Raw genomic sequence first — 26,000 nt, 5'->3', positions numbered from 1 at the left:
TCTCCTGATTTTGCGTCGCGGAGGTTACGGGCGGCACGCGCGCATGTACAGGTGCGTTTCTGGATGCAAACGTGAATGAGCGATGCGGCGTATTGTCAGTGGCGATCGCCCGGCAAGAGCTGCTTGTGGTCCGGCAGCATCTCTTTCAGGCGCTTGTTGTACTCCTCGTCGGAGAGCGGCACGGCCGAGGGAGTGGCGGAGAGAGTGTCAGTCAATCCCCGCGCGCCATTTCCCACTATTTGGAACAGAACAGCGAACCATCGCGAGGAAGTTCACCCCCATCGCATGGGCTTGCTGCCATTCGTTGCGCTTTCCTGGGCGAGTATCGCGATGCGCGTGGCGCGCAGGGCCTCACTTGCCGGAATTTGCAGGATTTCGCCGCGAACCAGATGATCGAAGACGAAGCTGGCAGGCGAGGCGCCCGCGGGCAGGTCGACTTCGCGCAAGGGTCTTGTCGCCGTCTCCACAAGCAGCCGATTTTCAGCGAAGAGAACGTCGGCACGCCCCTTCGTCCCGGCAATCCGCATGGCATAGTCGCCATGCCGCGGAGAAGCTTCGGGCTGAATCCAATCGACTTCAATCGCGAATTGCGGGCCACCATCGCAGGCGAGGATGGCACGCCCCAGAGCGGGAAAGTCCGTCGTGCCGGCAGCCGGGATCGACGAGATCCAGCCGCTGACCGTACCACTGGTGTATCCCGTCAACCAAAGCGCGAGATCAATGTCGTGGACTGTCAGGTCAGCGAGGATGCCTCCATAGGTCGACGGCTCGAACATCCACGCCGGACGACGGCTTGGGACGAGCTTGTGCGGTCCGGTTGTGGTGATGGATACGACGTCTCCAAGCTCGCCACTGTCGATGATCGAGCGGAGCGCAAGCGTGACTGGATAGAAGCGCTTCTCGAGCAGAAGCGTCAGCAGATTGCGACCGGCGAGCGCGTGCTCGATGAGTGCGAGCTGGGCCGAGGTCACCGCCATGGGCTTGTCGGCGATCGCGAATATGCCGCGACGCAAAAGTTCGGTCACGATTGGAGCCCGAAGACCGAATTCGGTGAAGACCGCTACGGCCTGAACCTTATGTGCATCCAAAAGCGCATTCGCGTCGGCGTAGCCGGGCGACATCGTGCGTCGTTCGAGCTCGGCGCGGCGCGCAGCGTCGTAATCGGCGACGGCCACAACCCTGACGTCGGTTCGGTTCGCAATCTCTGAAAGCACATATTCGACATGCGGGTGGGCTGCTCCAATGATGGCGATGTCGAGCGTCTGCGAGGTACTAGCCGGCATGATTGACCTCCGGCGCGACCTCGCTGGGGCGAACGGTCCGACCTTCCGTGGCCGAGCGATAGATGGCGTCAGCCACTCTCGCAGCTTCGAACCCATCCCTGAATGAACTCGCGGTTGGCCGTCGCTCACGGACGGCCCGGGCAAAGTCGCGCCATTGCGCGATATGTCCTTCGATCCCGATGGCCTTGGGATCGCTGGCGGCACTTCCAACTCCGGCCGCACTTGACGGCGCCGCAACGCAGGGAAAATCCCAACGGATGATATGGTCGTTTGCGAGTTCACAACTGCCACGATCCGTGAACAGCCGAAGCATGGCCGGCCGCCCCGGGGGAAGCGCCGTGCTCGTCACGATTACGCCGAGCGTGCCGGACGCGAAGGAGAGCAGCGCCGCCGTCGTGTCCTCGACGACGTGCGCGTGTCCGAGCGTCGCCGTCGTGCCCTGAACACTCTCCACTGTCCCGAACAGCCAAAGCATCAGATCGAGATTGTGAACGCCTTGATTCAGAAGCGATCCCCCGCCGTGCTCCGCTTCGCTGCGCCACGGCTTCTCTGCGTAGTATGCATCGGCGCGGTACCAATGGATCGCCGTCTCGATCAGGCGAGCCTGTCCGAGGCGACCTGCATCGAGCAGATTTTTGATCGCCTGGTGTTGCGGTTCGAGACGGCGCTGCGAAACCACGCCGCACGTCAGTTGCGAGCGCTCGGCCGCGCGGACCAGGGACGCAGCCTCGGCTGGATCGACGCAGAGCGGTTTCTCGACAAGCACGTGCCGTCCGAACTCGATCGCAGCAAGCGCTGCGTCATGGTGAGCCCCGCTCGGGGTGCAGACCACGACTGCATCGATCGCGGCATCCGCCAGCATCGCGCCGGCGGTTGCAAATGTCGGAACAGGTTCGCCATTGGAGCACGCTGCAACTTGCTCGGGCGTGCCGCCGGCGATCGCGGACAAAACGGTGTCGTCGAGTGCCCGGATCGCTCGCGCATGCGTTTCACCGATTGCGCCTGGACCGATCAACCCGATGCGAAGCCGGTTCATTTCTCATCCCTCAAGGGCGGAACGGGTAAGGTCGGCCCGCAACATAGACCGTCTCAGGCGCCAGAGACCCATCTTCGCAGAGACGAAATCGCAACAGATCGGCAGGCGCTCCCACCGTCAGCGCCGGAAGGTTGAACAGCATACGGGGATTGATCGTCGCCAGCCTCAGCGCCTCTGCCAGGGTCAATCCGGCCATGCGTCTGGCCGTCGCTATTCCGAAGGTGAGGCTGACTGCTGCTCCCGCGAGAATGGACGTGCCGACGACTTCCAGCCGGCCGGCCGCTTTCAGTTCGACCTTGCCTCCAATAGGCACGTTATAGATTCCGGGCGCGCAACCCGCGAGCGCGACGGCGTCCGAAACCAGGATTGATCGTTCCAGCCCCTTTGCACGCAGCATTGCCTTGAAGGTCTCGGGAGGAAGGTGATGGCCATCAGCGATGAAGCTCGCCCACAGCCTGTCCTCTGCCAGTTGTGTCCAGATCGGGTTTGGATGCCGGGGCAGCGTGACTGCGATGCCATTGCCGAGGTGTGTTGACAAGATTGCACCCGCCGCGACGGCAGCGGAGATCTGATCTGATCTCGCGCTGGTGTGGCCGAGCGCAACACGTACTCCGCGAGCCTGAAGACCATGCACATACGCGCTGGTTTCCGGCCAGTGCGGCGACATCGTCACGAGGCCAACGAGGTTTCCACTGGCGGCCTGCCACGCGTCGAACTCACTGAGACTCGGCGGTCTGACATGCTCGGCCGGATGCGCACCGCGCGCACCGTCCTCCGGCGCAATATGCGGCCCTTCAATATGGACGAACGGTATCGCGTGCCTGACAAGCGGATCGCTATCGCGCGCCTGCGAAATAGCTTGCAACGCATCGATGATCGCAGCGTGCGATGCCGTGATGAGCGTGGGCGCAAAACGCGACACGCCGCTCTCGTGGACGGCCGTGGCCAGATCGCGGACGGTCTCGGGATCGGGGCGGGCATTGAGATCGTGGCCCCCAAAGCCATTCAATTGCAGATCGAACAGGCCGAGCGATAGCCATAGCCCATCATCCGGTCCGCCGGGAAGGATGTCTGAAATTCGACCGTCCTGAATGACGACGGTGCGAGGCTGTCCGGTTTCCGGGTCGCGGCCCGAGACGCGCGTTGCCATATCCGTCATGCGCGCGCCGGTGTTTGCAGCGAGAGCTGTGGCGGCGTGGAATCCTGGTCGAGATACAGCGCACATCGCGGATGCATGCGGAGAGCACTCGCCGGGCAGGCGGGTCCGATCGGGCCGTACAAGGATCGCTCAACGGCGGTGCGTTTGGACGCGCCGGGCACGACGCAAAAAAGCCGGTCAGCATCCAGCAGCCGGGGAATTGTCAGCGTGATCGCGTGTGTTGGAACATCCCCGAGGGTCGGGAAGCACCCATCGTCGACTTGCTGCTGTCGGCAGATCGCGTCGAGTTCGACGATCTTGACCTGCTTCGTGTCGTGCAGGTCGGCGACCGGCGGGTCATTGAACGCCAGGTGACCGTTGACACCTATTCCGAGGCATATGACGTCGATCGGAGCTTCTGCAAGAAGGGTCGCATAGCGCTCCGCTTCTCGGTCCGGATCTGGATCCTGTCCGATCAAGTGAACGGCGCCGAAAGCGACACGCGAGAAGAAGTGACGCGTGAGCCATGCCCCAAAGCGCTCCGGCGCATCCGGGGGGAGTCCGAGATATTCGTCCATGTGGAAGGCTGTCACGCGCCGCCAGTCGATATTGCGCTCCCCTGCAAGGGCGTCCAGCAACTCCATCTGGCTCGGGGCCGCGGCAAATATCATCCGCACGGTGCTTTGCCGCGTCAGCCGGTCGCGGACCGCGACAAGGATGTCCGCAGCGGCGGCCCGGCCCATTGCATCCCGCGATTTAAATGTCGAGATTCCAGGAGTGACCGAAGCCGTCATGCTCATCCATGGTTCTGCTGGGCCTGCCCGTCACCCCCGACGAAGAGAATGTGGTGCAACCGGTTGCATGTCAAGCTTGCACCCCAGACCCTATCGAGGCATGTGTAGTTGGAAGCCACGGATGGGAGGCGGCCTGCGGTGAAGCGCGATCCTGATAGCGGTGGGGAGGGGCGTCCATCGGTCGTGCCGACGATAAGTCAGGTGGCGAAGGTCTCCGGGGTCTCCCGTGCGACCGTATCGCGCGCCTTCTCGCGGCCTGAGATGCTGACCGAAGAGACCGTCCGACGTGTCAAGGAGGTCGCCGACAAGTTGGGCTACGTGCCAAACCAGGTCGCCCGCGCACTTTCGACCGGGCGCCATGGCAATGTCGCTCTTATCGTCTCCGATGTCGCGAACCCGTTCTTTCCGCCGCTCATCCGAGCTGCTCAACTTCGTGCTGACCAAGCGGGGTTGTGCGTTTTCCTGGGCAATTCGGACGAGGATCCTGCTCGTGAGGAGCTGCTGGTCGGCCGCTTCATCGGCCAAGTGGAGGGGCTTGTCCTCGCCTCATCCCGTTTGGACGAAGTGCACATCCGGCGCCATGCGACGCGTCGGCCGTTGGTTCTCATCAATCGCGATATCGAAGGTATTACAAGGGTATTGATCGACACAGCGCCGGGCGTAGCCGCTGCGATCGCACATCTTGCCGAGCTGGGACACCGCCAAATCGCCTATGTCAGCGGCCCCACGACATCGTGGTCAAACCAGCAACGACGCAACGCGGTCCGGCGCGAAGCGGCGAAGCGCGGGCTCAAGGTGATCGCCGTTCCCGCGCGCCCGCCATCCTACGACACCGGCCGACTCGCAGCCACCCAGATCGTCGCCAGCGGGGTAACCGCAGCGATCGCGTTCGATGACCTGGTCGCTCAGGGTCTGCTGGCAGGGCTCGCTGCGCTCGATGTCAGCGTGCCGCAATCGTTCAGTGTCGTCGGCTGCGATGATGTCCTCGGTGAAACCACCTACCCATCGCTCACCACCGTGTCAGCGCGCTGCGCCGATGCAGGCGATGTCGCGGTCGGCCTCTTGCTCAGCCAGATGAGTGGCGGCGGGTCGGGAGAGATCCGCCACAAGCTGAATTCCCATCTCGTTATTCGCGCCAGCACCGGCCCGGCTCCGGTGAAGCGGAGAAGTCGCTGACGATTTAATCAGTGGCCTCGGAAAGCGGCAGCTGATCACAATTGACACGCAACCGGTTGCATGCGAGCTTTTTCGCAGGATTTGTCCAATTCCGGATGCGAGAGAGACCTTCATGGTGAATCCCGTCGGCAGGTTCGGCTACATGACGCTTCCCGAGGACAGAGATCGCCCAGCGACGTCCGGTCGTCGTTCGTGGATGTCGGCAGCGCTATTGCTGGCTCTGGCTGTCGCTGTACCGGTGTTTGCCTCTCCGGCGTCGGCCGAGAAGCTGACCATATGGAGCGGGTGGCCTGATCTTACCCCGTTCTACAAGCGCGTCGGCGACCAGCTGAAGAGCAAATACCCGGATCTCGAAGTCAGCGTCGAGGCAATTGCCTTGCGTGAGCACGAGAAGCGGCTTGCGCTGTCGCTTCCATCCGGCGCGGCCGGGGACGTCATCGAGATGGAGGTCGAGGCGGCGCGGTATCTCGAGGCCGGCGTCATTCAGGAACCGCCCATCCTCTATAACCACGGTGGGACGCTGCTGGAGGAGAAGGGCGGAAAATGGCGCGCCGCCTACGCGAGCGAGGCCGGTCGCAACGCACTCAAGCAGTATCTCGACAACGTCGTGGTTTATCGGACGGTGACGCCCGAGATGAAGGCGGATGCGGAAGCCTTCGAACTCGGCCAGACGACGATGTTCATCCGGGAATCTTGGGTGATTGGCGACATCGCCAAGAAGGCGCCCAACCTGAAGTACGCCACGGCCCCATTGCCCAAGGGCACGCTGATGGTCCCTGTCGATCTTTACGTGCCGAACAAAGGACCAAAAAACCAGATCGCCTGGGATTTCGTTCAAAAGGCAAGCGAGCCGGAAAATTTGCTCTGGCTGCTCGAGAACACGGCTTGGGTGCCTAACCGCAAGGGGCTCGACTACGCCGCAGTCCTCAAAAAGATCCCGCAGTTCGGCGCATTCGTCAACGTTCCGGCCGACTACGCTTTCTTCACGGTTCCGGCGATCAGTCCTGCGAGTGAAATCCTCACGAGGCTTGCGGCGCGGCTGGAGAAAGCATTCACCGACAAGTCGCTGGCAGGCAACGACGCTGCGATCGATGCTTTCCTGAAGTCTGCGTCTGAGGAAAGCGACAAGATCCTCGCCCGCGAAGACCTGCTGGCCAAACCCTAAAGCGCGATGAGATTAGGATGAATCGTCATCGCGCTTTAGGTTGTTGTTTGAGCATGATCTCCGCGCAAACGCGTTCCGCGCTTGTCGCGAGGGAAAACCGCTCCACACTTTTCCGGATCATGCTCTAGCAGGCTGTTGAAGAAGTCTTCGAGCGACGCGCGATAAATGGGATGTCGTCGCCATTAAGGAGGCAGATTTCACCTTCGAGTGAGCCGTCATCCCGCAGTTCGGCCTAGCCATCACCGTTGGCTGGCTCCATTTCGTCGTTTCCCTGCCAGCCGAACTGGACGGCATCGCCGTCACAGGCTCCATGAATGCAGCCCGTGAGGCAATCGAAGGCGAACTCGCCGCCGTCGTCATCGAACAGGATGTAGGCGCCCGCCACGGCCATGTCGTAGCCTGGTGTCTCGACGACCCGCCATCTACCTCGGATGCTCATGCCGGTGCCGCCAGAAGCTTGGGCAGCCGGATCAGATTATAGGCCGCAAGCGCCAGGACGAAGACGGCATCCACCCGGTCGCGGCCTCGCAGCTTGACCTTGGCCAGGCCAGCGGAACTCTTGATCCAGCCGAAGACTTCTTCGATGCGTTTGCGGCAGCGTTGGCTGATGTCATAGCCGTCGTGACGCGTGGTACGCGCGTCGACCGCCGTCTTGCGCCGCTTGCCGGTCTTACTCAGATGTCCATTGATCGCGATATGCGGAGTAACCGATCTATCTCTCAGGTCATGCACGAACTGCGTGACGTCGTAGGCTTTGTCCGCCCCCAGAGTGACCCGCTTCGCACACCCGCGCCTGTCGATCATGGCAAGCGCAATCTCTCGTTCGGCGGTGCCAGTAGCTTGGCTCACTCCACCTAAAACCGCCAAACCATTGCGGTTCTCCATCAGCGCATGGCCCATATAGCAGAGTTTGGCCGGCTGGCCGTCGCCCTTTTTATAGAGCCTGGCCTCAGGATCGGTCGTGCTCTCATGGGTCTCGTTGGATCGCTTCTCCTTGTGGAAGCTGCGCTCGGCATTGCGTCCCGGACCGTCCTGATCTTTGTCGCTGCCATCCTTCCTCCGGAAGCTCTTGATCGAAGCCCAGGCTTCAATGAGCGTGCCGTCCACCGAGAAGTGATCGCTCGACAAAAGACGCTTCACCTTCGGCTGCGCCAAAAGCGCGTTCAAGAACTTGGCCGCAATCTCACCTTCAAGCAGCCGGTCGCGGTTCTTCGAGAAGGTTGAATGGTCCCAAACCGCATCGTCCACCCCAAGCCCGACGAACCAGCGGAACAGAAGATCGAACTCCATCCGTTCCATCAGATGCCTTTCCGAGCGAACCCCATAGAACGCCTGTAGGAGCATCGCCCGAAGCAGTTTCTCCGGTGCGATCGAGGGCCGACCGAAGTCCGTGTAGAGCTTGCCAAACTCCCCAGAAAGATCGCCCAGCGCCGCATTTGCCAGATCCCTGATCGCCCGCAGCGGGTGGTCGACGCGAACCCGAGCCTCCAGGTCAACATAACTGAACAGCGAGCCAGACCGTTCGTCACTTCCCCGCATCGTGCCACCCCAGCAAAATCCTGATCCTAGGGAATCACGATCCAAAACGCTTCGCCAGAGACTTCTTCAACAGCCTGCTAGACCTTTACCGACAGGGGTGACCCACTCAATCCAGGCGTCGGCCGCGGACCGCCGCTTGCGGGAGGATTCATGCTCACCAAGCCGAAGTGGCTGTTTCCAGTTCTGGCGCTTCTTCCGATCCTCGGGCTCTATGGTTGTATCCGCGTCTATCCGATCGTCGAGACGCTGCGGCTCAGCCTCTACCAATGGAACATCATCTCGCGGCGCAAGCCATTCGTCGGATTCGCCAACTTCATCGAGTTGGCTGGCGACCCGCTGTTTCTCGAGGCGATCTTCAACACCACCATCATCGCCTTCAGCGTCGTCATGATTACCATTCCCGTCGGGCTCGCGCTCGCTGCCCTGATCAATAGTCGGCAAGGGCTGCGACGCAGCGGCTTCTACGAAGCCTCGGTTTTCCTGCCACACGTCGTATCACTGGTACCGGCGGCGATGGCCTGGAAATGGATCTTCGACGCGCGGCTCGGACCGCTCAACGCCCTGATAGGGCTGATCGCGATCCCGGCCCAGTCGTGGCTGTTCGACCCCGTCCTGTCTTTGCTGTGCCTGATCATACTGTGCTCCTGGCAGGCCATCGGCTATGCCGTCCTGATCTTCCTTGTCGGACTCAAGAACGTTCCGGATGCGCTCTACGAGGCAGCGCGGCTCGACGGCGCATCGTCGCTTCAAGCATTCCGCTACATAGCTGTGCCACTGTTGAAGCCTGTCATGCTGTACGTGTCGGTCATTACGCTGATCTCGTCCTACAATATCTATGCGCAGGCCTTCGTGCTGGCATCGGATGTCCAGGGTGCGCCGGGACACCTCGTTCGCGTCCTTGTCCTGGACATGCTCGAAAACAGTTTTCGAAACTATCGGGTCGGCTATGCAGCCGCCGAAGCCGTCATCCTCCTCGCCATCGTCCTTATTCTGACGGGCGCGCAGTTCAGACTTTTCCGCGATCGGAGCCGCGCGTGAGCGAGTCCGATCATCTTGCCGGCGGCGCCGGTCAAAGCCGAATTGCCGGCCTCGTGATTGACGCCATTCTTTGCGCAGTCAGCCTGATGATGCTCCTGCCGCTCGTGTTCCTGATCAGTAACGCGTTCAAGACGCCACCGGAGCTGCTGGCTTGGCCGCCGACCATCGTTCCACATCAGCCGACGCTGGAAAACATTGTCAGCGTCCTGCGCGAAACGCCGCTGTTTCATTGGATCGGTAACACGCTCATTTTCGCAACGCTCTCGACGGTCAGCATCGTCACGACCTCCGCGATCGCAGGTTATGTGCTCGGCAAGTTCGATCTGCCGGGGTTCACGGTCATCTTCGGCATCATCATCGCGACGGCTGTCGTTCCCTTCGAAGTGTACATGATCCCACTCTACCTCAACGTCCAATCCGCTGGACTGTTGAACACTTGGCCCGGGCTCCTGGTCGGCTATCTCGTCATGAGTTTCGGCATCTTCCTGGTGAGGCAATACGTGATGGCGTCGATCCCCGACGAGCTTCTGGAAGCTGCGCGGGTGGATGGGGCCGCGGAGGGCTGGATCTTCCTGTGGATCGTACTGCCGCTGATGCGCGGCCCATTGGGCGCGCTGGCCGTGCTGGCGTTCTTTCAGGCCTGGACCGCATTCGCGTGGCCTCTCGTCGTCATGACCAACAAGGAGACCTATACGCTTGAGGTTGGGCTGGCATTGTTTCAGACCGGCTTCACCGTGGATATCGGTCATCTCAGCGCCGCCGCGGCCCTGGCCCTGGTTCCGAGTGCGCTGTTCTTCTCGCTGATGCGTCGAAATTTCGTGCGTGGCGTCGCCTCCAGCGGCTTGAAGGAGTGACGCCATGGCCTCAGTTGTAGTGACGCCCCAGAAACGCCCGAAACCTCTCGGTTTGAGGATCTGTCATGATCTCGTTCGGCGCACCCTGCTCGACGATCACGCCACCGTCCATGAAGATGACGCGATCGGCAACCTCGCGGGCGAAGCCCATCTCATGCGTGACAACGATCATCGTCGTTCCCTCGGTGGCCAATTCCCGCATGACGCGGAGCACTTCGCCGACGAGTTCGGGATCGAGGGCCGATGTCGCCTCGTCGAAGAGCATGACAGCCGGACGCATTGCGAGAGCGCGGGCGATTGCTACGCGCTGCTGCTGGCCTCCGGAGAGACGGGCGGGATATTGGTCGGCCTTGTCGGCAAGGCCCACCTTATCGAGCAACTCCTGCGCCTGCTTCTTCACCTCGACTCGGTCTCGCTGCTGGACCGACACAGGCCCCATCATGATGTTCTGGAGCACGGTCCGATGCGGGAACAAGTTGAAACTTTGAAAGACCATGCCGACATGCTCGCGGTTCTTCGCAACCGCCTTCTCATCGAGCATGCGACGACGACCTTCGCCGTCGCTCTGATAGCCGACTGGAGCGCCATCAACCGTGATTGTGCCGTCCTCGAACGTTTCGAGGAAATTAACGCAACGCAGTATGGTAGACTTGCCCGATCCGCTCGGGCCGAGAACGACAACGACTTCACCGCGCCGGACATCGAACGAGACACCGTTCAAAACCCGATGGGCTCCGAAGGACTTCACAAGGCCGTTCACTGATACGATGACGGGAGACTCGGCTGAGATGGTCATGGGCTGCCTCAGTGATCGAAGGATATTTTCCGCTCGCAGTAGCTCGCGAGCAGCGAAACCGGGTAGCAAATCAGAAAGTAGATCAGCATGACGCCCAGGAATATCTGGAAAGCCGCGAGCGTTCTCTCGACGACTTCGCGAGCCGCGAAAGAAAGCTCCCAGGCTCCAACGACCGAGGCGTAAGACGTCTGCTTGATCGCCATCAGCGAAATGTTGAGGACCGGTGCGATCGCCAGCCTGGCCGCCTGAGGCAGGATGACCTCACGCAGCATCGTCAACCGTCGCATGCCAAGACTTTTGGCTGCCGCGACCTGGCCGGCCGGCACAGCCGCGATGGCTCCACGGACCGCTTCCGTAACGAAGGCACCGACGTAAACGATCATCGAGATCGTGACCGCGGCATAGGCGCTAAGGCGAATTCCGAACGCCGGGAATGTGTAGAAGCCGAGAAACATAACGACCAGCACCGGAATGCCTCGAAACACGAAGACATAAGTCGTGATGATCGACCGGAGGATCGGTCCGCCGCTGCTCGCGATCGTTCCAACGATTGCGCCAAGAAGCGTGCCTGCCGTGACGACGATGAAGGCGAGCCATAGCGTGACGAGCGCCCCCTGCAACAGATAGGGAAAATTGGCGAGAAGGATGGATATGCTCATCCGAGCCTCCGTGCGAAACGTGTTTCGCCGACTCGGAAGCCGACGCCAATGACCGACGTCAGGATCAGATAGAGCGCTGCAACGAGGATGAAGACTTCGAAGGATGCCCCCGATCTTTCGATGATGACCTTGCCGGATAGCGTCAGGTCGAGCACACCGATAGCCGATACGAGAGAGGTGTCCTTCACGAGGACGATCAATTGGTTCGAGACTGGTGCAAGGACCTTGATCACGGCTTGCGGGAGAATGATCTTGCGGAAAGTCATCCATCGGCGCATACCGATCGCTTGCCCAGCCTCCCATTGCTTGTTGCCCACGGCGCCGATGCCGCTGCGAAAGAGTTCAGACAAAAACGCGGCGTGTTGAAGTGCGACGGCGAGGACGCCGCAGGTGATCTCGTCCCAGAAGATGCCGAGGATCGGCAGGCCGAAGAAGAGAAGGTACATCTGGACGAGGAGCGGCGTGTTCCGCATCACCTCCACATAGGCCCGCACCAGACCGCTGAGCGCCCGCCAGCCGGCGACGCGCGGGACTGTGAGAAGAACGCCGATCGCGAGAGCCGTCGGCGCCGCGAGCGTCGCGACGAGGATGGTAACGAGCATCCCGCTCCAGAGTTGTGGAAGGTAGCGGGCGGCGAAGCTGCCGAACTGTGACCAATCCATCACCGCCCCCTACCCGCTCATCAGTTATTGTTGAGATACCACTTCGCGTTCTTCGGTTTCTCGCCGAACCATTTCTCGTAGATCGCGCTGTATTCGGCGAAGAGGTAGCCGCCGGTCATTTCGGACACCACGAGATCGAGGTACTGCCAGAGCCTGAAGTCGCCTGGCTTCATGAAGATGCCTGTGTTGACGACATCGGTCAGTCGAGTTTCCATCACGCGCATGTCCGGATTGTTCTTGACGTACCAGGCGGCGACGGGAGCATCGAGCTGGGCGGCCTGAGCTCGTCCGAGCTTCACCGAGTTGAATTGCGAAGCGATACCGTCAAAAGTCTGGAGTTTGGCCTGAGGGAAGAGGCGCTTGGCGCGCTCCTCCTGGGTCGGCGTAGTGAGATTGGCGATCGTGACGTTCGGCTTGTTGAGATCCTCGAGCGTCTTGAAGGGCGCGTCCTTGCGGACGATCAGGACGATGCCGCCGTCGATATAGTTTCGGGTAAAGGCGACCCGCTGGGCGCGGTCGGCGTAAATGGTGGTCGTTTGCGCGCCGAAGTCGATCGTGCCGTTCTGGGCGTTGGGCCAGCGCTGCGCGGCGCTCTGGCGGATGAACTCGATCTTGTTGGAATCGCCGAAGGTCGCCTTGGCGATCAGCCGCGCAACGTCGATATCGAAGCCGACCAGTTCACCCTTTTCATCGACGAAGCCGAACGGCGGCGACTCGCTGGACACGCCGACGATCAGCTTGCCTCGCCCCATGATTTCATCGAGCCTGGACTTTTCCTGAGCGTGGCTCGTCCCGACCGAGAGCGCGAACCCGCTGAATGCCGCAACCAGACCGATGACAAACCGCCGCGAAAGGCATCGCATTTCCGTGCTCCATTGGTTGTTGGAAGATAGAAAACGTGGCATTCGGCTACGACTAGCGCTCCGCCGGGCACGGCGAAAGAACACGGCTTCTGACGGAGCACGTTAGAAATAATTACGCCATGAACGATCTAGAGGCGGCAGTTGATCGCCGCCCGCTCCAGTGCGGCCAGCGCAGCCGCGACGACGGGGCGCCGGGACGTACCTTTCGGGACGGCGCTGAAGATGTGCCGGTGCAAGGCAGGCGCAAGAGGAAGAACCAGAAAGTCGGGGTCTTTCTTCAAGTGATGCACCGCCAGGCCGGGCAGCACCGTCACGAAATGCCCGGTGCGTACCATCTCAAGGGTGGCGGAAATATTACGGGCGCTGCAACCAATTTTCATCTCGAAGCCAGCGGCGTGGCATGCGTTAGTCAAGTTGAGCTGGTACGCGACCGCCGTTTGGTTGATCGCCCATTTCTCGTTCGAGAGATCCTTGAGTTCTATGCTCGTCAGGTCGGCCTTTCCAAAGCGGTGGTCTGACGAAAGAATGGCGTTCAAGCCATCGACATAAAGCGGGTGAAATTCGAGAGCCTGCTGATACGCATTTGCGTCCACATAATCATCGACAATTGCAATATCGACCTGCTTGGCGACAGTTGCCTTGAGGCCTTCAGTCGGCTCGAGTTCGACGAAGCTTGCATCGATCAGAGGATGCGTCTTGTGCAGATAACCGAAGGCTCTGGGAACGATGCTGGTCGCGACGCTCCCGAAAGCGGCAAGCCGCAGTTCACCCGCGGGAGGACCGTCACTCTCGCTCAGCTCAGCCTCGATGCGATCAGCGAGTTGCAGGAGCGGAGTGACGCGGTCCAGGAGCTGCTGTCCTTTGGTCGTCAGGCGCAACCCACCGGCTGAACGCTCGAAGAGCACCGCACCAGCTTCGCGTTCAAGCAGCGCCAACTGCTGAGACACGGCCGGCCGCGTTTGGCCGAGTGCCCGTGCAACCGCCGAAATCGTGCCGAGCTCGGAAAGCTCATGAAAGAGTCGTAGCCGTGAAAGATTGAGCGCCAAACTCGCAAATCCCCTCAGACCCTCACAGTAAGAATTTCTTTCGCCTCGCGTCAATTGGACTGGTCTTCCGGGTCCCGCCGGACTGGACCTAAAACGGCCAGCATCACGCCTGTGATCGCGATCGCCGCCAAAGATGCGCTCGTGATTGCCGGCCATTCCATCGGCCTTTTGGCCAATATCGCGAGGATTTATCGATGCCGACGATCGCCTTCTTGGGTGTTGGCCGCATGGGTTCACATATGGCGCGGCGGCTTGCCGCAGCCGGTCACAAGGTGCGGGCCTTCGATCCCAACACGCCGGCTGTCGCCAGCCTTGCCGCGGCTGGCGTCGAAGCTGCCACGAGTCCGAAAGCAGCAGCTAACGGCGCCGATTTCATTCTCGCGAGCCTCCCCTCGCCAGCGGCCCTGCGCACGGCAGTGACCGGCGAGGACGGGATCCTCGCCGCGGCAAAGAAGGGCGCGATCGTGGTCGATTTCAGCACGGTCGATCCCGCCACCACCAAGGCGGTCGCTGCGATCTGTAACGGAGCCGGCGTCGGATATCTGGATGCTCCGGTCAGCGGCGGCGTCGCCGGCGCAGAGAACGGCAAGCTTCTCATCATGATCGGGGGCGACCAGGCCGTGCTGGGCGCGACGCGCCCCGTCCTCGAGACGCTGGCGGGCAAGATCATTCATTGCGGACCGGTGGGTTCGGGGCAACTCATGAAGCTCAGCCACAACCTGCTGACCGCCATCAACACGGTGGCGCTCGGCGAGGTTCTCGCGGCAAGCGTGAAGTCGGGCGCGAAGCTCGACGTGCTGCTTGAGGTCCTCGGCGGCGGCCTCGCCGGCAGCAAGATGCTCGATTGGCTGGGCAAGACGCTCTTCACTCAGGAGCGCCCCGCGTTCTTCGCGCTCGACCTGATGCACAAGGACATCTCGCTCGCACTCGACGAATTCACGGCTTCGCCAATGTACCTCGGGCAGCTCGTTCGCCAGATCTACAACACCGCCCGCGCGGAAGGTCTCGGCGGAAAAGATTCCACGAGTGTCTCGGAGGTCTATGAGCGGCTGCTCAAGGTCAATCTCCGTCAGCCGGCAGCATAATTTCAAAGGCCAAGGAAAGATCTCATGACCGCGCAACGCGCCACTTCCCGCTACGACTCCGAACTGACGCTGCCCCGCGCCGGGCTTGCCGGCAACCTCATCGGCGGCCAATGGGTCAAGCCGATCTCGGACCGCACGATGGCGGTCGAGAACCCCTGTCGGCGCGACACCATTGCCAGGGTCGGCGCCGCGGACAAGCAAGACGTCGACGCCGCCGTCGCGGCGGCGAAGAAGGCCTTTCCTGCCTGGCGGCGCATGGCAGCCCGAGCTCGCGGAGCACTCCTGACGGAGCTTGGCAATCGCGTTACGGCTCATGCGGAAGAAATCGCCAAGGTTCTCGCGGCCGAAACCGGCAATGCGCTACGCACGCAAAGCCGGCCCGAGGTCGCGAGCACGGCCGAGGTCCTGCGCTACTACGGCGGTGTCGTATCCGAACAGAAGGGCGAGACGCTACCGCTCGGTCCGGGCATCTTCAGCTACACGACGCGAGAGCCGCTTGGCGTCGTGGGCGCGATCATCCCCTGGAACTCTCCCCTCGTTCTCGCGGCCGTGAAGATCGGTATGGCGCTCGGCACCGGTAACACGCTGGTGCTGAAGCCCGCCGAGGATGCGCCGCTCGCCGTCATCAAGGTCGCGGAGCTTGCAGCCGACCTTTTCCCGGCCGGCGTCTTCAACGTCGTCACCGGGACGGGCATTGAGGCGGGTGCGCCGCTTTCGAACCACCCCGACGTCTCGAAGATCTCGTTCACGGGCTCGGTCGAGGTCGGCAAGCTCGTGGCGCACGCCGCCGCCGACCGCATTGCAAAGGTGACCCTTGAGCTCGGCGGCAAGAGCCCTTGCATCGTCTATCCCGATGCAGCGACGCCCGAGCAACTCGATACCTGCGCGACGAACGTCATCAACGCCATGCGCTTCGCGCGCCAAGGACAATCCTGCACGGCAGGCTCGCGGCTTTTCGTCCACCGCGACGTGTTCAAGCCGGTCGTCGCAAAGGTGGTCGAAAAACTGAAGGCCATGAAGGTTGGCGACGCCCTCGACGAAACCTCCGACATCGGCGCGATCATCAACGCTGAGCGCTACGGAGAGGTCTGCGCCTTCATCCGCGAGGCCGTCGATCGCGGCGCGAAAGTCGAGATCGGCCAGGTACCGGCTCCTGCCAATGATTCGGACGGCTTCATGCCGGGCCCCGTCGTGCTGACGGGCGTCGACAATAGCTGGCGTGTTGTACGCGAGGAAGTTTTCGGCCCCGTCCTGGTTGCGATCCCATGGACGAACGAAGACGAAATGATCGGCTGGGCGAACGACACCCACTACGGCCTGGCCGCCTACATCTTCACGAACGACATCACCACCGCCCTGCGCGCCGCCGAGCGAATCGATGCGGGCTGGCTCCAGATCAACCGCGCCGGCGGCCAGATTCCGGGCATGTCCTACGGTGGGGCCAAACAGAGCGGCATCGGCGCCGAATATTCGATCGAGGGAGCTCTCGAAAGCTACACCTATCGCAAGAGCGTGACCGTCACGGTGTAAGCCGCGAGATAAGCGAAGAGGTCGCCATGGCCATGCTCCTAACCGAAGACTCCGCGGGTCCGGACCCTCTTTTGGCCATGGCGGGTGAGCGGTTCGATCGTCTGATGACGATCGAATCCCGTCCCCTCTCGGGCGGACTTCCACCAGGTCTCGTTGTTCCGATGTACGAGATCTGCCGTCGCCATCATGGCGAGCCGTTGTCCACGTTGGCCGCCAGGACCCTCATGTCGCGCGTCGCCTACGGAGACCACGTCATCGTCGCGACCGGCGCCGGCGTTCCACCCAAGCTGCCGCAGGGCGAGACCGACGGACCGCCAGGTGCCGCCGTCCTTGCCCGGGCGATGGCCCTCGGTCTTGGCGCCCAGGTCACGATCGTCTCAGAGGAGGCTCATTCCAAGCCGGTGGAAGCCTGCGCCGCACTTGTTGGATCCTCCACGGCAAGGCCGATCAATGTGGAGACAATCCCGCCTCATCCCAAGCATGGACCCAAAGCCGTCGAAGCGTTGCTCGCGAGATGCCAGCCATCGGCGATTGTCTTTGTCGAGCTCGACGGCCCCAACCAGGATGGCCACTTCCACGGCGTCCGGGGCGATCGCCGCCCCGCCGGCACGATGGCGCATCTCCATCTGCTCGCGCAGGCTGGCCGCACGGCCAAGCGTTTGACCATAGGGATTGGCGACGGCGGAAACGAAGTTGGCTTTGGCGCGGTGCGGACGCCGCTGGCCGCGTTCCATCCCAACGGTTTCGTGGTCACGACTGTCGAGACTGACGTGATCGTCAGCGCGGCAATATCGAACTGGGGCGCCTACGCCGTTTGCGCCGGACTTGCTGTCGGTCTTGGCAGTCCTGACCTGCTTCACGGCGACACTCTCGAAGGGAAGTTGATCAAAGCCTGTGTTGGCGCAGGCGCTCGTGATGGTGCGACGGCAAGCGCCGAGCCCCGCGTCGATGGTGTCCCTGAGAGCGGTCATCGGGGCTTTGTCAGCCTGCTCGAAAGCATCGTCGCAAGCTCAATGACCGAACCTGGTCGCGCCTCATCGTCGCGTCTGCGGTCTCGGGAGGTGAAGCCGTGACGCCGAGCTACGACCCCGCAGTCGGACCCGACTTCATCGGTCTTGTCCCGGGCGCTAAGCACCGAGAGTGCCTCGCCTGGCGTATTCGCGCGGCGAGACGCTTTCGCCGAACGCTCATAACACGAATGCCGATTTCATCCCGCGTCACCTGTCGCCTCGGCTTCCTGGTTGTCCGCGCCGCCAAGTCACGCTGGTTCTAGGAGAAGCTCATGACAGCCGCCACCGAGTCGAAATCGCAGTCCCCGGGGCCCACAGATCGTTTCGGCAATATTATCGACCCGGTCGTCGGTTTTGCGCGCGGCACCATCATCCGATCCAGTATCGACGAAGCGCGCCGCCTTCGTCAGGGGCAGGCCGTAGCGGCTGATCGCGTCCGCAAGCTCGGCCCGCGTTCCATCGGTGTGTTCACCGGAAATCAGCGAGACTTTCCGCTCAAACCTGAGGACCTCGCAACACTGTGCGAGGAATGGGTCGGCCCAGGCCTCTTCGCCAATGATCTCCGAGACGTCGCGATTTCCCACCTCGGAGGTAGGAGCGAGGATGGTGTCGCCGTATTCAACCGCACCAGCGCGGGAATCATTGCCACCATCGCCGCTCTTGCTGGCGGCAGCCGGGTCATTTCAATCGTTCCCCCTGGCGGACGATCGCACGCGTCGGTGATCCGAGGATGCGCCATCGCGCGAGTTGAGCTCGTCGAAATCGGAGGCGACCGCGACTGGCGGGCGGCACTGGCCAAAGCGAAGCCTCAGCTCGTCGTCGTCACCACCGTGACCAGTGCTCTCGAACTACTCGATGATGCCATAACCTCCGCCGTCGTCGAGGCCACCCACGCGGCAGGCGGCATCGTTCTCGTGGACGATGCCTATGGTGCCCGGCTGCGTCCCGTGCTCCACGGCGGCAAGCCCGGCCTCGCCCTCGGGGCCGACCTCGCAATCACCAACTGCGACAAGGCGGGTCTCGCCGGACCGCGCGCGGGCGTGCTTGCCGGCCGCGCCAATCTCGTCACGGCTGCGTCGGCGAAAGGTGCTGAATTCGGAATGGAAGCCCGCGCGCCGATCGCCGCTGGCGCCATGCGGTCCCTCCAGAGCTTTCGACCTGAGGATCTGCTGGAGGAAGCACGGTCCGGACAGGCACTCGCGGTCGCGCTTGCCGAAAAGCTCGGCCGCGACATCGTGTCCGTCAGCGATCTCGGACCCATGGTCGACGAGCAGGACCTGCTCGCCCTTGTCCTGCGGCGCGCTGGCCGTTCCGCAGAAAACTTTGGGCTCGTCCCCTGCGAAATCTCCTCTGCGCTCGGAATGGTCCTCCTGCGCGACGCCGGGATCCTCACGGTCAACACCCATGGCCAGCCCGGGGCACGCGTGTCACTGCGCCTGAAACCGACCCTCGATGCGATCGGGCGAGTTGGAGGCCAGAACGCCGTCGTCGCCGCCGTCGACGCTGCAGTCAATCACCTGGCCGCGCGGATCGACGAAGTTACCACGATCTCGCGGCTCATTCTGGGAGATCAGGCATGAGCGCCGTCAACACGACATTCGCAGGCCTGGATGACCGGCTCGATCGGCTGGTTAATCTCGATCTCGGCGGCCGAGGTGTCGAACATCTTTACGAAGTAGCGCGCACACGCCAAGGCGGTTCCCTGTGCGGCGCCGCCGCCGAGGCGCTCGCTGCGATTCCCGCGGGCGCGACCGTGGTGGTGACCACGGGCTCCGTTTCGCGTGCCTGGATCTCACCGACCATCGGCGAGAACGACGGCCCCGCCGGCGCCGCCGCGATCGTTCGGGCTCTTGCTCTATCCAAGCGCGTGACCTGCGTGGTCGTCGCGGAGGAAACTCTGCTCGACGGTACCGCCAAGATCCTGACCAGCGCCGGCCTTTCGGTATTGCCCTACGATCAGGCGCGGATTGCGAGCGGCGATGGAAGCCTCGCCGTCGCCAGCACGCGTTCCTTTCCTGTGACAGACGGCGAGGCGAAGGCCGCCTCCGCCGTCTTGCTCGACGAGTTGAAGCCAGCGCTGGTTTTCTCAACGGAGCGGGTCGGGCGTAACGCCGACGGCATCTACTGCTCGATGCGCGGCATCGACTACGGCATGGGGCGGGCGCGGATCGACCACCTGTTCGACGAAGCGCTTGCGCGTGGGATTCCGAGCGTCTGCGTGGGCGACGGGGGCAACGAGATCGGCATGGGCGTGGTCGCTGACGCGGTGCGGCGCCACGTGAAGTTCGGCGATGCGCGGCCGGAAGGTGGTGCCGGTATCGGCGCTGTGACCCGTACCGATGTGCTTGTCACCGCCGCCTGCTCGAACTGGGGTTGCTACGCCATCCTAGGGGCACTCGCAGCACGCCTGAAGCGGCCCGACCTCCTCCATACGCCCAAAATGGAGGAAAACCTGCTGCGCCGCGGTGTCGATATCGGCTTGATCAACTCGGTCGGCAACGTCGTCGACGCCGACGTCGACGGGATTCCTCTCCAGACGCATGTCGCGATGGCCGATCTGATCTCGGCGATCGTTCGACCAGCGTTCCGATGACAGCCGAGAGAGGCACGCAATGTCGACCGGATCAACCGTACCCTTCCTCGATTTGCGCGGAATTCGCGTTTCGTACGGATCAAATGAAGTCCTGAAGGGTGTTGACCTGTCCGTCCGGCAAGGCGAGGTCGTCGTCATTATCGGCGCGAGCGGCAGCGGCAAGAGTTCGCTGCTGCGGACGGTCAACATGCTTCAGCCGGTTGCCGGCGGGGAGATCGTGCTGGAGGGCGAGAACCTGCTCTCTGGCAAGCAGGACGTGAATAAGGTCCGCCAGCGCGTGGGGATGGTGTTCCAGCACTACAACCTGTTTCCGCACCTCACCGTCCTGAAAAACCTAACCTTGGTCCCGCGACGCGTCTTGAAGGAGCCGATTGCGGAATCGGAAGCTCGAGCCCGGGACCTGCTCGCGAAGGTCGGACTGGCGGACAAAGCCGGCAGCTATCCGGACCAGCTTTCCGGAGGCCAGCAGCAGCGGGTCGCCATCGCTCGGGCTCTGATGATGCGTCCCCACGTGATGTTATTCGATGAGGTCACATCAGCGCTCGACCCTCAGCTCGTGCGCGAGGTCTTGAACGTCATGAAGGATCTCGCCCGCTCCGGCATGACCATGCTCGTCGTAACGCATGAAATGAACTTTGCGCGCGAGGTCGGCGACACGCTCGTGTTCATGGCCGACGGCGTGGTCGTCGAAAAGGGACACCCGGCCGACATCCTCGATCGACCGAGTCACGACCGAACTCGGCAGTTCCTATCACACACCGACGCCTGAGCCTTGCCACGCAACGAAGGAATTCAACAGGAGAGGATTTATGATTACGCCGAAATGTTTAGCTGCGATCGCGGGTCTGTCGTTTGCCATGCTGGGGTTACCGGCCATCGCGCAAACCAAGGTAGACGTGCCGCTGCCCGCGGACCTCGCAACACCAAACGTCCTGACGATCGGCATCAACTGCCAGTATCCGCCCGCGGGCTATGTCGGCCTCGATGGAAAGCCAGCCGGTTTTGAGTACGGACTTGTCAAGCGCATTGCCGCATTTGCCTTCGGCAGTGAAGCCGGTCTCCAGACCCAATGCGTGAACGACAGCAACCGGATTCCATTTCTGCAATCGGGCAAGGTCGACCTCGTGCTCGCCTCCCTCGCGCGCACTCCGGCGCGAGCCGAGCAGGTCGACTTCTCGGACCCGATCTGGTTGAGCAATCTTCAGCTCGTCGTGAAGAAGGATTCTCCGATCAACAATTATGCTGACCTCGCGGGGCACACGGTCGTGACGGTGACAGGAAGCACCTATCAGACCTGGCTCCAGAAGTGTCACCCAAAAGCGAACCTGATCACAGCGCAAAGCCCGGCTGACGCCTCGACGATGTTGGTGCAGGGTCGCAGTGACGCCTTCGCTTACATCGACGTTTACGACTACAATTTTGTGCAGAACAACAAGAACTTCAAAGTCGTTGGCGAACTCGCCTCACCCGCGATCCAGGGTATCGGGGTGAAGAAGGGCAATGCGGCCATGCTTGCCTGGATCAATGCCGTGATCGCCAAGATGCGCGAGGAGGACGCCTTCTACAAGGCCTTCGCTGACGAAGTGAAGGATCCAACCATGATCGCGAAGTATCGCAATGTCGTCCCAGAGCCGAAGGTCAAGCTCGACTATGCCGGCGTCGATCCCCTCGAGTGTAAGTCCTGATGGTGGCGCGTGGGGCGCTAAGGCGCCCCACGCGATTGGGCGGAGACGGCTATCATGCAAGACGATCTCGCGACCGAGGTTACGGCGCTACTGATGGGACTAGGCAACAGCCTCCTCATCAGCGTGATCGGTATAGCGATCGGAATCGGCATAGGAGTCGTGCTGGGAGCAATACGCTATGCACGAATCCCCGTGGCCAGCCTGGTGATCGTCGGGTTCGTGAATACATTCCGCTGCACGCCGCTACTCGTGCAGATCTTTCTTCTGTTCTACGCGCTACCGGATATCGGCATTAGTCTGACGCCATTCCAGACCTCTTGGCTCGCGCTGGCATTGTGGGGCGGCGCTTATCAAACGGAAGTCTTCAGAGCAGCCTTCGACGCCGTGCCGAAAGGTGAAGTGACAGCGGCCCGCGCTCTCGGCTTGCCGGCACTACAGACCTTTATCGACGTGACGTTGCCGCTCGCGCTGCGAATCGCAATCACGGGAGCAACGACCACGGCGATTACGCAATTCAGGTCGTCGTCCTTTATGATCGTCGTCGGCTACCAGGAACTGACCTATGTCGCCAACCGGATCGTCTCCGATACCTTCAAGGTGTTCGAGACCTTCGGCATTGCTTGTCTCATGTATCTGCTCGTGTGCAGCATTCTCAGCGCTGTGTCGCGCACGTTCGAGCGCAGGCTGGCGATTCCTGGACTGGGAGTTATTAAATGAACAATTGGGTTTGGCCCATCGTCGTTTACCTTGGTCAGGGACTTCTCATCACGTTGTGGATCTCGCTACTCACCGTCGTGTTGGCGACGATGCTTGGCCTCGTGATCGCAGCGTTGTCGCAGAGCACGCTCACTTCCGCGCGCCTGATCGGACGAATTTACGTCGATGTGTTCCGCGGCGTGCCGTCGCTGATGATCCTCCTCTTCGTGTTCTTCGCGCTTCCACAAATTGGCCTTCGCACGGGGCCACTCACGGCCGCCGTCATCGGACTGGGCCTTTGGGGTGGGGCGAACATCGGTGAAGTCTTTCGCGGTGCCTTGAATTCCATTCCACACCGCCAGGAGCAGGGCGCGCGAGCGCTTGGCCTTAGCGCAACGGAAGCTCTCGTGTTCGTTATTCTGCCGCAAGCGTTTCGGCGCGCGTTACCGCCCTATGTCGGGCAGCTAACCGTCCTCGTCCAAGCGAGCGCACTGACTTCCGTTGTCGGCGTCTCGGACCTCCTGGGATCGGCGCGTCAAATGATCGAAAGACTAGCCTATGTTGGGAGCGGACAGTCCCACGCTATCGAGATCTACCTGGGCGTACTGGGCGTGTTCTTTGTGATCTGCTACGCGTTGACTGCGCTGGCTAATGCCATCGAACGCCGTCTTCGGTACTGAAAAAGCGGGCCCGATCTCATCGCCGAGCAACGGCAATGAATAGCTGCGCGTTCGCTGTGAACCTCGTCCGAAAGATGATTTCAGTTCCGGGTTGATAGCGCTTCACTCAGAGAGTCCGTTTTGCTCGCCCCGATATCCTATTTTGCGACGCGCATCGGATCGACCTGCACCAGTTGATCTACGCGCAGTATCTCATGGCGCGAAGATAAAGAGACAAGCGAAACAGCGAGTTATTTGGGTGTGAAGTCGGCGCCCAAAAACCAAGAAAATTTTAGTATAATCAATCACATATGGCGGAGAGAGTGGGATTCGAACCCACGGTACGGTTTCCCGCACACACGCTTTCCAAGCGTGCGCCTTAAGCCACTCGGCCATCTCTCCGGAGCGCCCTCTCTTGAAGGGGCGCCGCTGATTTTGCAAGGGACTGCGGGCCGATCTCCCGAAATTTCCTTAAGTTATTGTATTTCAATGAGAATATATAGACCTTCAAAGCGTGGGCCGGACTGCCCCGGGGTGAACCGAAGGCGGCTCTGGCGCGACGATTCACGGAAGCCCGCTTCCGACAGATGAGAGGGGACACCATGACCTGCTTTCGAGCCATCGCCGCGCTTGGCCTTGTATCCATCTTCGCGGTGATTTCAGGCCCAGCGGCCGCGCAGATGTGCACGCGCCAGGGCGTCGACGTTACCTGCGATGACGGCCGGCGCGGGGTGCTGGCGGGCAATGCCATCCTCTGGCCGGACGGCACCCGCTCGAGCGCGTCGCCGCATCCGAGCGTGATCATCGGCAACAAATCATCGGTGCATGTCGGCCAGGGCGTGTTCGTCGGTCAGGGCAACGGCATGGTGCCGATGGACGATCCCAACGCGCCGAACAAGACGCGCTGCGCGATCCTGGACGGCGTGTCGTATTGTTATTGAATGCTGCTTGTTTTCACCTCGCTCCGCTTGCGGGGAGAGGTCGATCGCGAAGCGATCGGGTGAGAGGGACTCTCCGCGTGTCCGTCTGTTACCGTCTTTGTGGAAGCGGCCCCTCACCCCAACCCTCTCAGCGCGAGTGAAGCTCGTCGCGGCCCCGTAAGAACGGGGAGAGAGAGAGAGAGAGAAGAGGGCTAAATCAACCTCACGCCCGAGATCGCCGACTTCAGCCAGCGCAGCGCCTGCGGGGGCTGGGCGGTCAATGGCGCGACAGTGGATTTCTCGGTCCGGCTCTTCTCAAGCTCCGCAACGAAGTCGGCGGACCATTGCTGGATGGTGTGCCCGCGCAGCTTCTTCATCATCGCCTCCCAGCGCATCTTGCGCTCGGTGAGCGGCATCGAGGCTGCGATCGAGATCGCGCGCGCCATGCCGTCGATGTCGTGCGGGTTGACCACCAGCGCGGTGTCGAGTTCGTTGGCCGCGCCCGCGAATTTCGACAGCACGAGCACGCCGGGATCGGCCGGGTTTTGCGCGGCGACATATTCCTTGGCAACCAGGTTCATGCCGTCATGCAGCGGCGTCACCACGCCGACCTGCGCTGTGCGATAGAGGCCCGCGAGCACCGCCTGGCTAAAGCCCTTGTTGAGATACCGGATCGGCGTCCAGTCGACCTCGCCGTGGCGACCGTTGACGTCGGTGACGAGGCGCGCGACCTCGTTCTGGAGATTGCCATAGGCCTCGATGCCGCCGCGCGAGGGGTTTGCGATCTGAAGCAGCGAGATGCTGCGCAAGAACTGCGGCTGCTCGGTCCACAGGCGATCGAACGCGCTGATGCGATTGACGAGGCCCTTGGAGTAGTCGAGCCGGTCGACGCCGATCGCGAGCTTCTCGCCGTTGAGGCTGCGGCGCAGCCGCGATACGTCGGGATGCGAGATCGACTTGGCGGCATACTGCGCGAATTTTTGCGCATCGATGCCGATCGGAAACACCTGGCATCGCGTGCGGCCATGCTTGGAGGTGACGATGCCGTCCTCGATCGTCAATCCGAGTTCCTGACCGACATAGCCGAGAAAATTCCGGCAATCCTCCGCGGTCTGGAATCCGATGAGATCATAGCCGAGCATCGCCTCGATCAGCTCGCGATGATGCGGCACGCCCTGGATCACCGCGGGGACCGGCCACGGCGTGTGCAGGAAGAAGCCGATCGGATCCTCTAGGCCGAGTTCGCGTAGCTCCGCGCCGAGCGCGAGGAAATGATAATCCTGCACCCAGAAGGCGGTGCGCTCTTTGCGAAAACGCAGCAGCGCGCGCGCCATGAACGCGTTGACCTCGCGATAGCTGAGATAATCGCCGTGCGAGACGCGAATGAGATCGCTGCGCGAATGCAGCGCCGGCCACAACGCCGAATTGGCGAAGCCCTCGTAATAGCCGCCGTAATGCGCCGCCGGCAGATCCAGCGTCGCCAGCGCACCGGTGCCGAGCGCTTCAATCTCGGCGAACGGTTCCTTCTGATGACCATCGCGCACCCGGCCCGAGGAACCCACCCAGATGGCTCCTGAATGTTCCACCACGGGAAGCAGAGCGGCAGCGAGGCCGCCCGTCATGGGTTCGTTGGCTTTGCCGCGCGCAACGCGGTTTGACACGACGACGAGATTCACAGGGTCGTCCCCTCCTGTTATTCCGCCTCGTTTAACTGGCGTTCATCAATATGGTTCCTGTTCATGGTTTCAACCAATTGAAACCAAAATCAGGCGC

General features: G+C 61.8%; 26 protein-coding genes, 1 tRNA gene and 1 pseudogene. 15 read left to right on the top strand and 13 right to left on the bottom strand.

What is annotated here, in order from left to right:
• Positions 1-272: 272 nt before the first annotated feature.
• Genes NLM33_RS31630 through NLM33_RS31615 form a run of 4 tightly spaced genes read right to left on the bottom strand, consistent with a single transcriptional unit; the run spans position 273 to position 4,257 of the window.
• The gene (locus NLM33_RS31630; RefSeq protein ID WP_254102071.1) at positions 273-1,283 is read right to left on the bottom strand and encodes a Gfo/Idh/MocA family protein; all 1,011 of its coding nucleotides are present in this window, start codon (positions 1,281-1,283) and stop codon (positions 273-275) included.
• Positions 1,273-2,319: a Gfo/Idh/MocA family protein gene (locus NLM33_RS31625; protein WP_254102069.1), complete on the bottom strand. Its 1,047-nt coding sequence runs from the start codon at positions 2,317-2,319 to the stop codon at positions 1,273-1,275. Before NLM33_RS31625 ends, NLM33_RS31630 begins: the two co-directional genes overlap by 11 nt.
• Before the next feature lie 10 nt (positions 2,320-2,329).
• The gene (locus NLM33_RS31620) at positions 2,330-3,469 is read right to left on the bottom strand and encodes an N-acetylglucosamine-6-phosphate deacetylase (protein WP_254102066.1); all 1,140 of its coding nucleotides are present in this window, start codon (positions 3,467-3,469) and stop codon (positions 2,330-2,332) included.
• 5 nt (positions 3,470-3,474) lie between these two features.
• Positions 3,475-4,257: a glucosamine-6-phosphate deaminase gene (locus NLM33_RS31615; protein WP_254102064.1), complete on the bottom strand. Its 783-nt coding sequence runs from the start codon at positions 4,255-4,257 to the stop codon at positions 3,475-3,477.
• A gap of 132 nt (positions 4,258-4,389) precedes the next feature.
• On the opposite strand from NLM33_RS31615, the gene NLM33_RS31610 reads away from it, so the two are divergent.
• Entirely contained in the window at positions 4,390-5,427 is a 1,038-nt protein-coding gene (locus NLM33_RS31610; RefSeq protein WP_254102062.1) for a LacI family DNA-binding transcriptional regulator, read from the top strand.
• 112 nt (positions 5,428-5,539) lie between these two features.
• Entirely contained in the window at positions 5,540-6,592 is a 1,053-nt protein-coding gene (locus NLM33_RS31605; RefSeq protein WP_254102060.1) for an extracellular solute-binding protein, read from the top strand.
• Between the two features lie 232 nt (positions 6,593-6,824).
• Here NLM33_RS31605 and NLM33_RS31600 read toward each other — a convergent pair whose 3' ends face one another.
• Together NLM33_RS31600 and NLM33_RS31595 are read right to left on the bottom strand one after the other, a co-directional pair.
• Entirely contained in the window at positions 6,825-7,031 is a 207-nt protein-coding gene (locus NLM33_RS31600) for a hypothetical protein (RefSeq protein ID WP_254094631.1), read from the bottom strand.
• Positions 7,028-8,131 (bottom strand): IS5 family transposase, encoded by a 1,104-nt coding sequence (locus tag NLM33_RS31595; RefSeq protein WP_254094633.1) that lies wholly within the window; start codon positions 8,129-8,131, stop codon positions 7,028-7,030. The genes NLM33_RS31600 and NLM33_RS31595 overlap by 4 nt, the downstream gene beginning before the upstream one ends.
• Positions 8,132-8,281: 150 nt before the next feature.
• Here NLM33_RS31595 and NLM33_RS31590 point away from each other — a divergent pair, with 150 nt between their 5' ends.
• A complete protein-coding gene (locus tag NLM33_RS31590) occupies positions 8,282-9,169 on the top strand; it encodes a carbohydrate ABC transporter permease (protein ID WP_254102058.1) in 888 nt (295 codons plus the stop codon).
• Entirely contained in the window at positions 9,166-10,023 is an 858-nt protein-coding gene (locus NLM33_RS31585) for a carbohydrate ABC transporter permease (protein ID WP_254102056.1), read from the top strand. Before NLM33_RS31590 ends, NLM33_RS31585 begins: the two co-directional genes overlap by 4 nt.
• Before the next feature lie 10 nt (positions 10,024-10,033).
• On the opposite strand, the gene NLM33_RS31580 is transcribed toward NLM33_RS31585, so the two are convergent.
• The 5 genes from NLM33_RS31580 to NLM33_RS31560 form a co-directional block, all read right to left on the bottom strand.
• Complete coding sequence (locus tag NLM33_RS31580; protein ID WP_305880494.1) at positions 10,034-10,819, bottom strand: amino acid ABC transporter ATP-binding protein; 786 nt, start codon at positions 10,817-10,819, stop codon at positions 10,034-10,036.
• Positions 10,820-10,827: 8 nt separating this feature from the next.
• Complete coding sequence (locus NLM33_RS31575; protein ID WP_254102054.1) at positions 10,828-11,478, bottom strand: amino acid ABC transporter permease; 651 nt, start codon at positions 11,476-11,478, stop codon at positions 10,828-10,830.
• A complete protein-coding gene (locus NLM33_RS31570) occupies positions 11,475-12,140 on the bottom strand; it encodes an amino acid ABC transporter permease (protein ID WP_254102051.1) in 666 nt (221 codons plus the stop codon). The genes NLM33_RS31575 and NLM33_RS31570 overlap by 4 nt, the downstream gene beginning before the upstream one ends.
• A gap of 20 nt (positions 12,141-12,160) precedes the next feature.
• A complete protein-coding gene (locus NLM33_RS31565; protein WP_254102049.1) occupies positions 12,161-13,003 on the bottom strand; it encodes a transporter substrate-binding domain-containing protein in 843 nt (280 codons plus the stop codon).
• Positions 13,004-13,131: 128 nt separating this feature from the next.
• On the bottom strand, positions 13,132-14,049 hold the full coding sequence (locus tag NLM33_RS31560) for a LysR family transcriptional regulator (RefSeq protein WP_254102047.1): 918 nt from the start codon (positions 14,047-14,049) through the stop codon (positions 13,132-13,134).
• Between the two features lie 185 nt (positions 14,050-14,234).
• Between NLM33_RS31560 and NLM33_RS49325 the strand changes: the two are divergent.
• The 10 genes and pseudogenes from NLM33_RS49325 to NLM33_RS31515 form a co-directional block, all read left to right on the top strand.
• A pseudogene (locus tag NLM33_RS49325) lies at positions 14,235-14,717 on the top strand (NAD(P)-dependent oxidoreductase); the annotation flags it as partial.
• Positions 14,718-14,732: 15 nt separating this feature from the next.
• Positions 14,733-15,134 carry an NAD-binding protein gene (locus tag NLM33_RS49320; RefSeq protein ID WP_256570612.1) on the top strand — a complete coding sequence of 134 codons (402 nt, stop codon included), beginning with the start codon at positions 14,733-14,735 and terminating at the stop codon, positions 15,132-15,134.
• A gap of 24 nt (positions 15,135-15,158) precedes the next feature.
• A complete protein-coding gene (locus NLM33_RS31550; RefSeq protein ID WP_254102042.1) occupies positions 15,159-16,664 on the top strand; it encodes an aldehyde dehydrogenase family protein in 1,506 nt (501 codons plus the stop codon).
• Positions 16,665-16,690: 26 nt separating this feature from the next.
• Positions 16,691-17,737, top strand: a complete 1,047-nt coding sequence (locus NLM33_RS31545; RefSeq protein ID WP_254102040.1) for a glutamate cyclase domain-containing protein — start codon at positions 16,691-16,693, stop codon at positions 17,735-17,737.
• A 209-nt stretch (positions 17,738-17,946) separates the two neighbouring features.
• The gene (locus tag NLM33_RS31540; protein ID WP_254102038.1) at positions 17,947-19,254 is read left to right on the top strand and encodes an aminotransferase class I/II-fold pyridoxal phosphate-dependent enzyme; all 1,308 of its coding nucleotides are present in this window, start codon (positions 17,947-17,949) and stop codon (positions 19,252-19,254) included.
• On the top strand, positions 19,251-20,267 hold the full coding sequence (locus NLM33_RS31535; protein WP_254102036.1) for a glutamate cyclase domain-containing protein: 1,017 nt from the start codon (positions 19,251-19,253) through the stop codon (positions 20,265-20,267). The genes NLM33_RS31540 and NLM33_RS31535 overlap by 4 nt, the downstream gene beginning before the upstream one ends.
• A gap of 19 nt (positions 20,268-20,286) precedes the next feature.
• Positions 20,287-21,036: an amino acid ABC transporter ATP-binding protein gene (locus NLM33_RS31530; RefSeq protein WP_254102034.1), complete on the top strand. Its 750-nt coding sequence runs from the start codon at positions 20,287-20,289 to the stop codon at positions 21,034-21,036.
• A 40-nt stretch (positions 21,037-21,076) separates the two neighbouring features.
• Positions 21,077-21,952, top strand: a complete 876-nt coding sequence (locus NLM33_RS31525; protein WP_254102032.1) for a transporter substrate-binding domain-containing protein — start codon at positions 21,077-21,079, stop codon at positions 21,950-21,952.
• Positions 21,953-22,006: 54 nt separating this feature from the next.
• Positions 22,007-22,669, top strand: a complete 663-nt coding sequence (locus NLM33_RS31520; RefSeq protein ID WP_254102030.1) for an amino acid ABC transporter permease — start codon at positions 22,007-22,009, stop codon at positions 22,667-22,669.
• Positions 22,666-23,328 carry an amino acid ABC transporter permease gene (locus NLM33_RS31515; RefSeq protein ID WP_254102027.1) on the top strand — a complete coding sequence of 221 codons (663 nt, stop codon included), beginning with the start codon at positions 22,666-22,668 and terminating at the stop codon, positions 23,326-23,328. The genes NLM33_RS31520 and NLM33_RS31515 overlap by 4 nt, the downstream gene beginning before the upstream one ends.
• A 291-nt stretch (positions 23,329-23,619) precedes the next feature.
• Here NLM33_RS31515 and NLM33_RS31510 read toward each other — a convergent pair.
• Positions 23,620-23,709: transfer RNA gene (locus tag NLM33_RS31510), tRNA-Ser, on the bottom strand.
• Positions 23,710-23,909: 200 nt separating this feature from the next.
• Here NLM33_RS31510 and NLM33_RS31505 point away from each other — a divergent pair.
• Positions 23,910-24,248, top strand: a complete 339-nt coding sequence (locus NLM33_RS31505; RefSeq protein WP_254102025.1) for a hypothetical protein — start codon at positions 23,910-23,912, stop codon at positions 24,246-24,248.
• Positions 24,249-24,439: 191 nt separating this feature from the next.
• Here the strand turns inward: NLM33_RS31505 and NLM33_RS31500 are convergent, their stop codons facing one another.
• Entirely contained in the window at positions 24,440-25,903 is a 1,464-nt protein-coding gene (locus NLM33_RS31500) for a trehalose-6-phosphate synthase (protein ID WP_254102023.1), read from the bottom strand.
• Between the last annotated feature and the right edge of the window lie 97 nt (positions 25,904-26,000).

Origin of the sequence: Bradyrhizobium sp. CCGUVB1N3 (assembly GCF_024199925.1) — a bacterium.
GTDB lineage: Bacteria > Pseudomonadota > Alphaproteobacteria > Rhizobiales > Xanthobacteraceae > Bradyrhizobium.
Note: the sequence above shows the minus strand (reverse complement) of the source record. Positions and strands in the feature narration are given on the sequence as shown.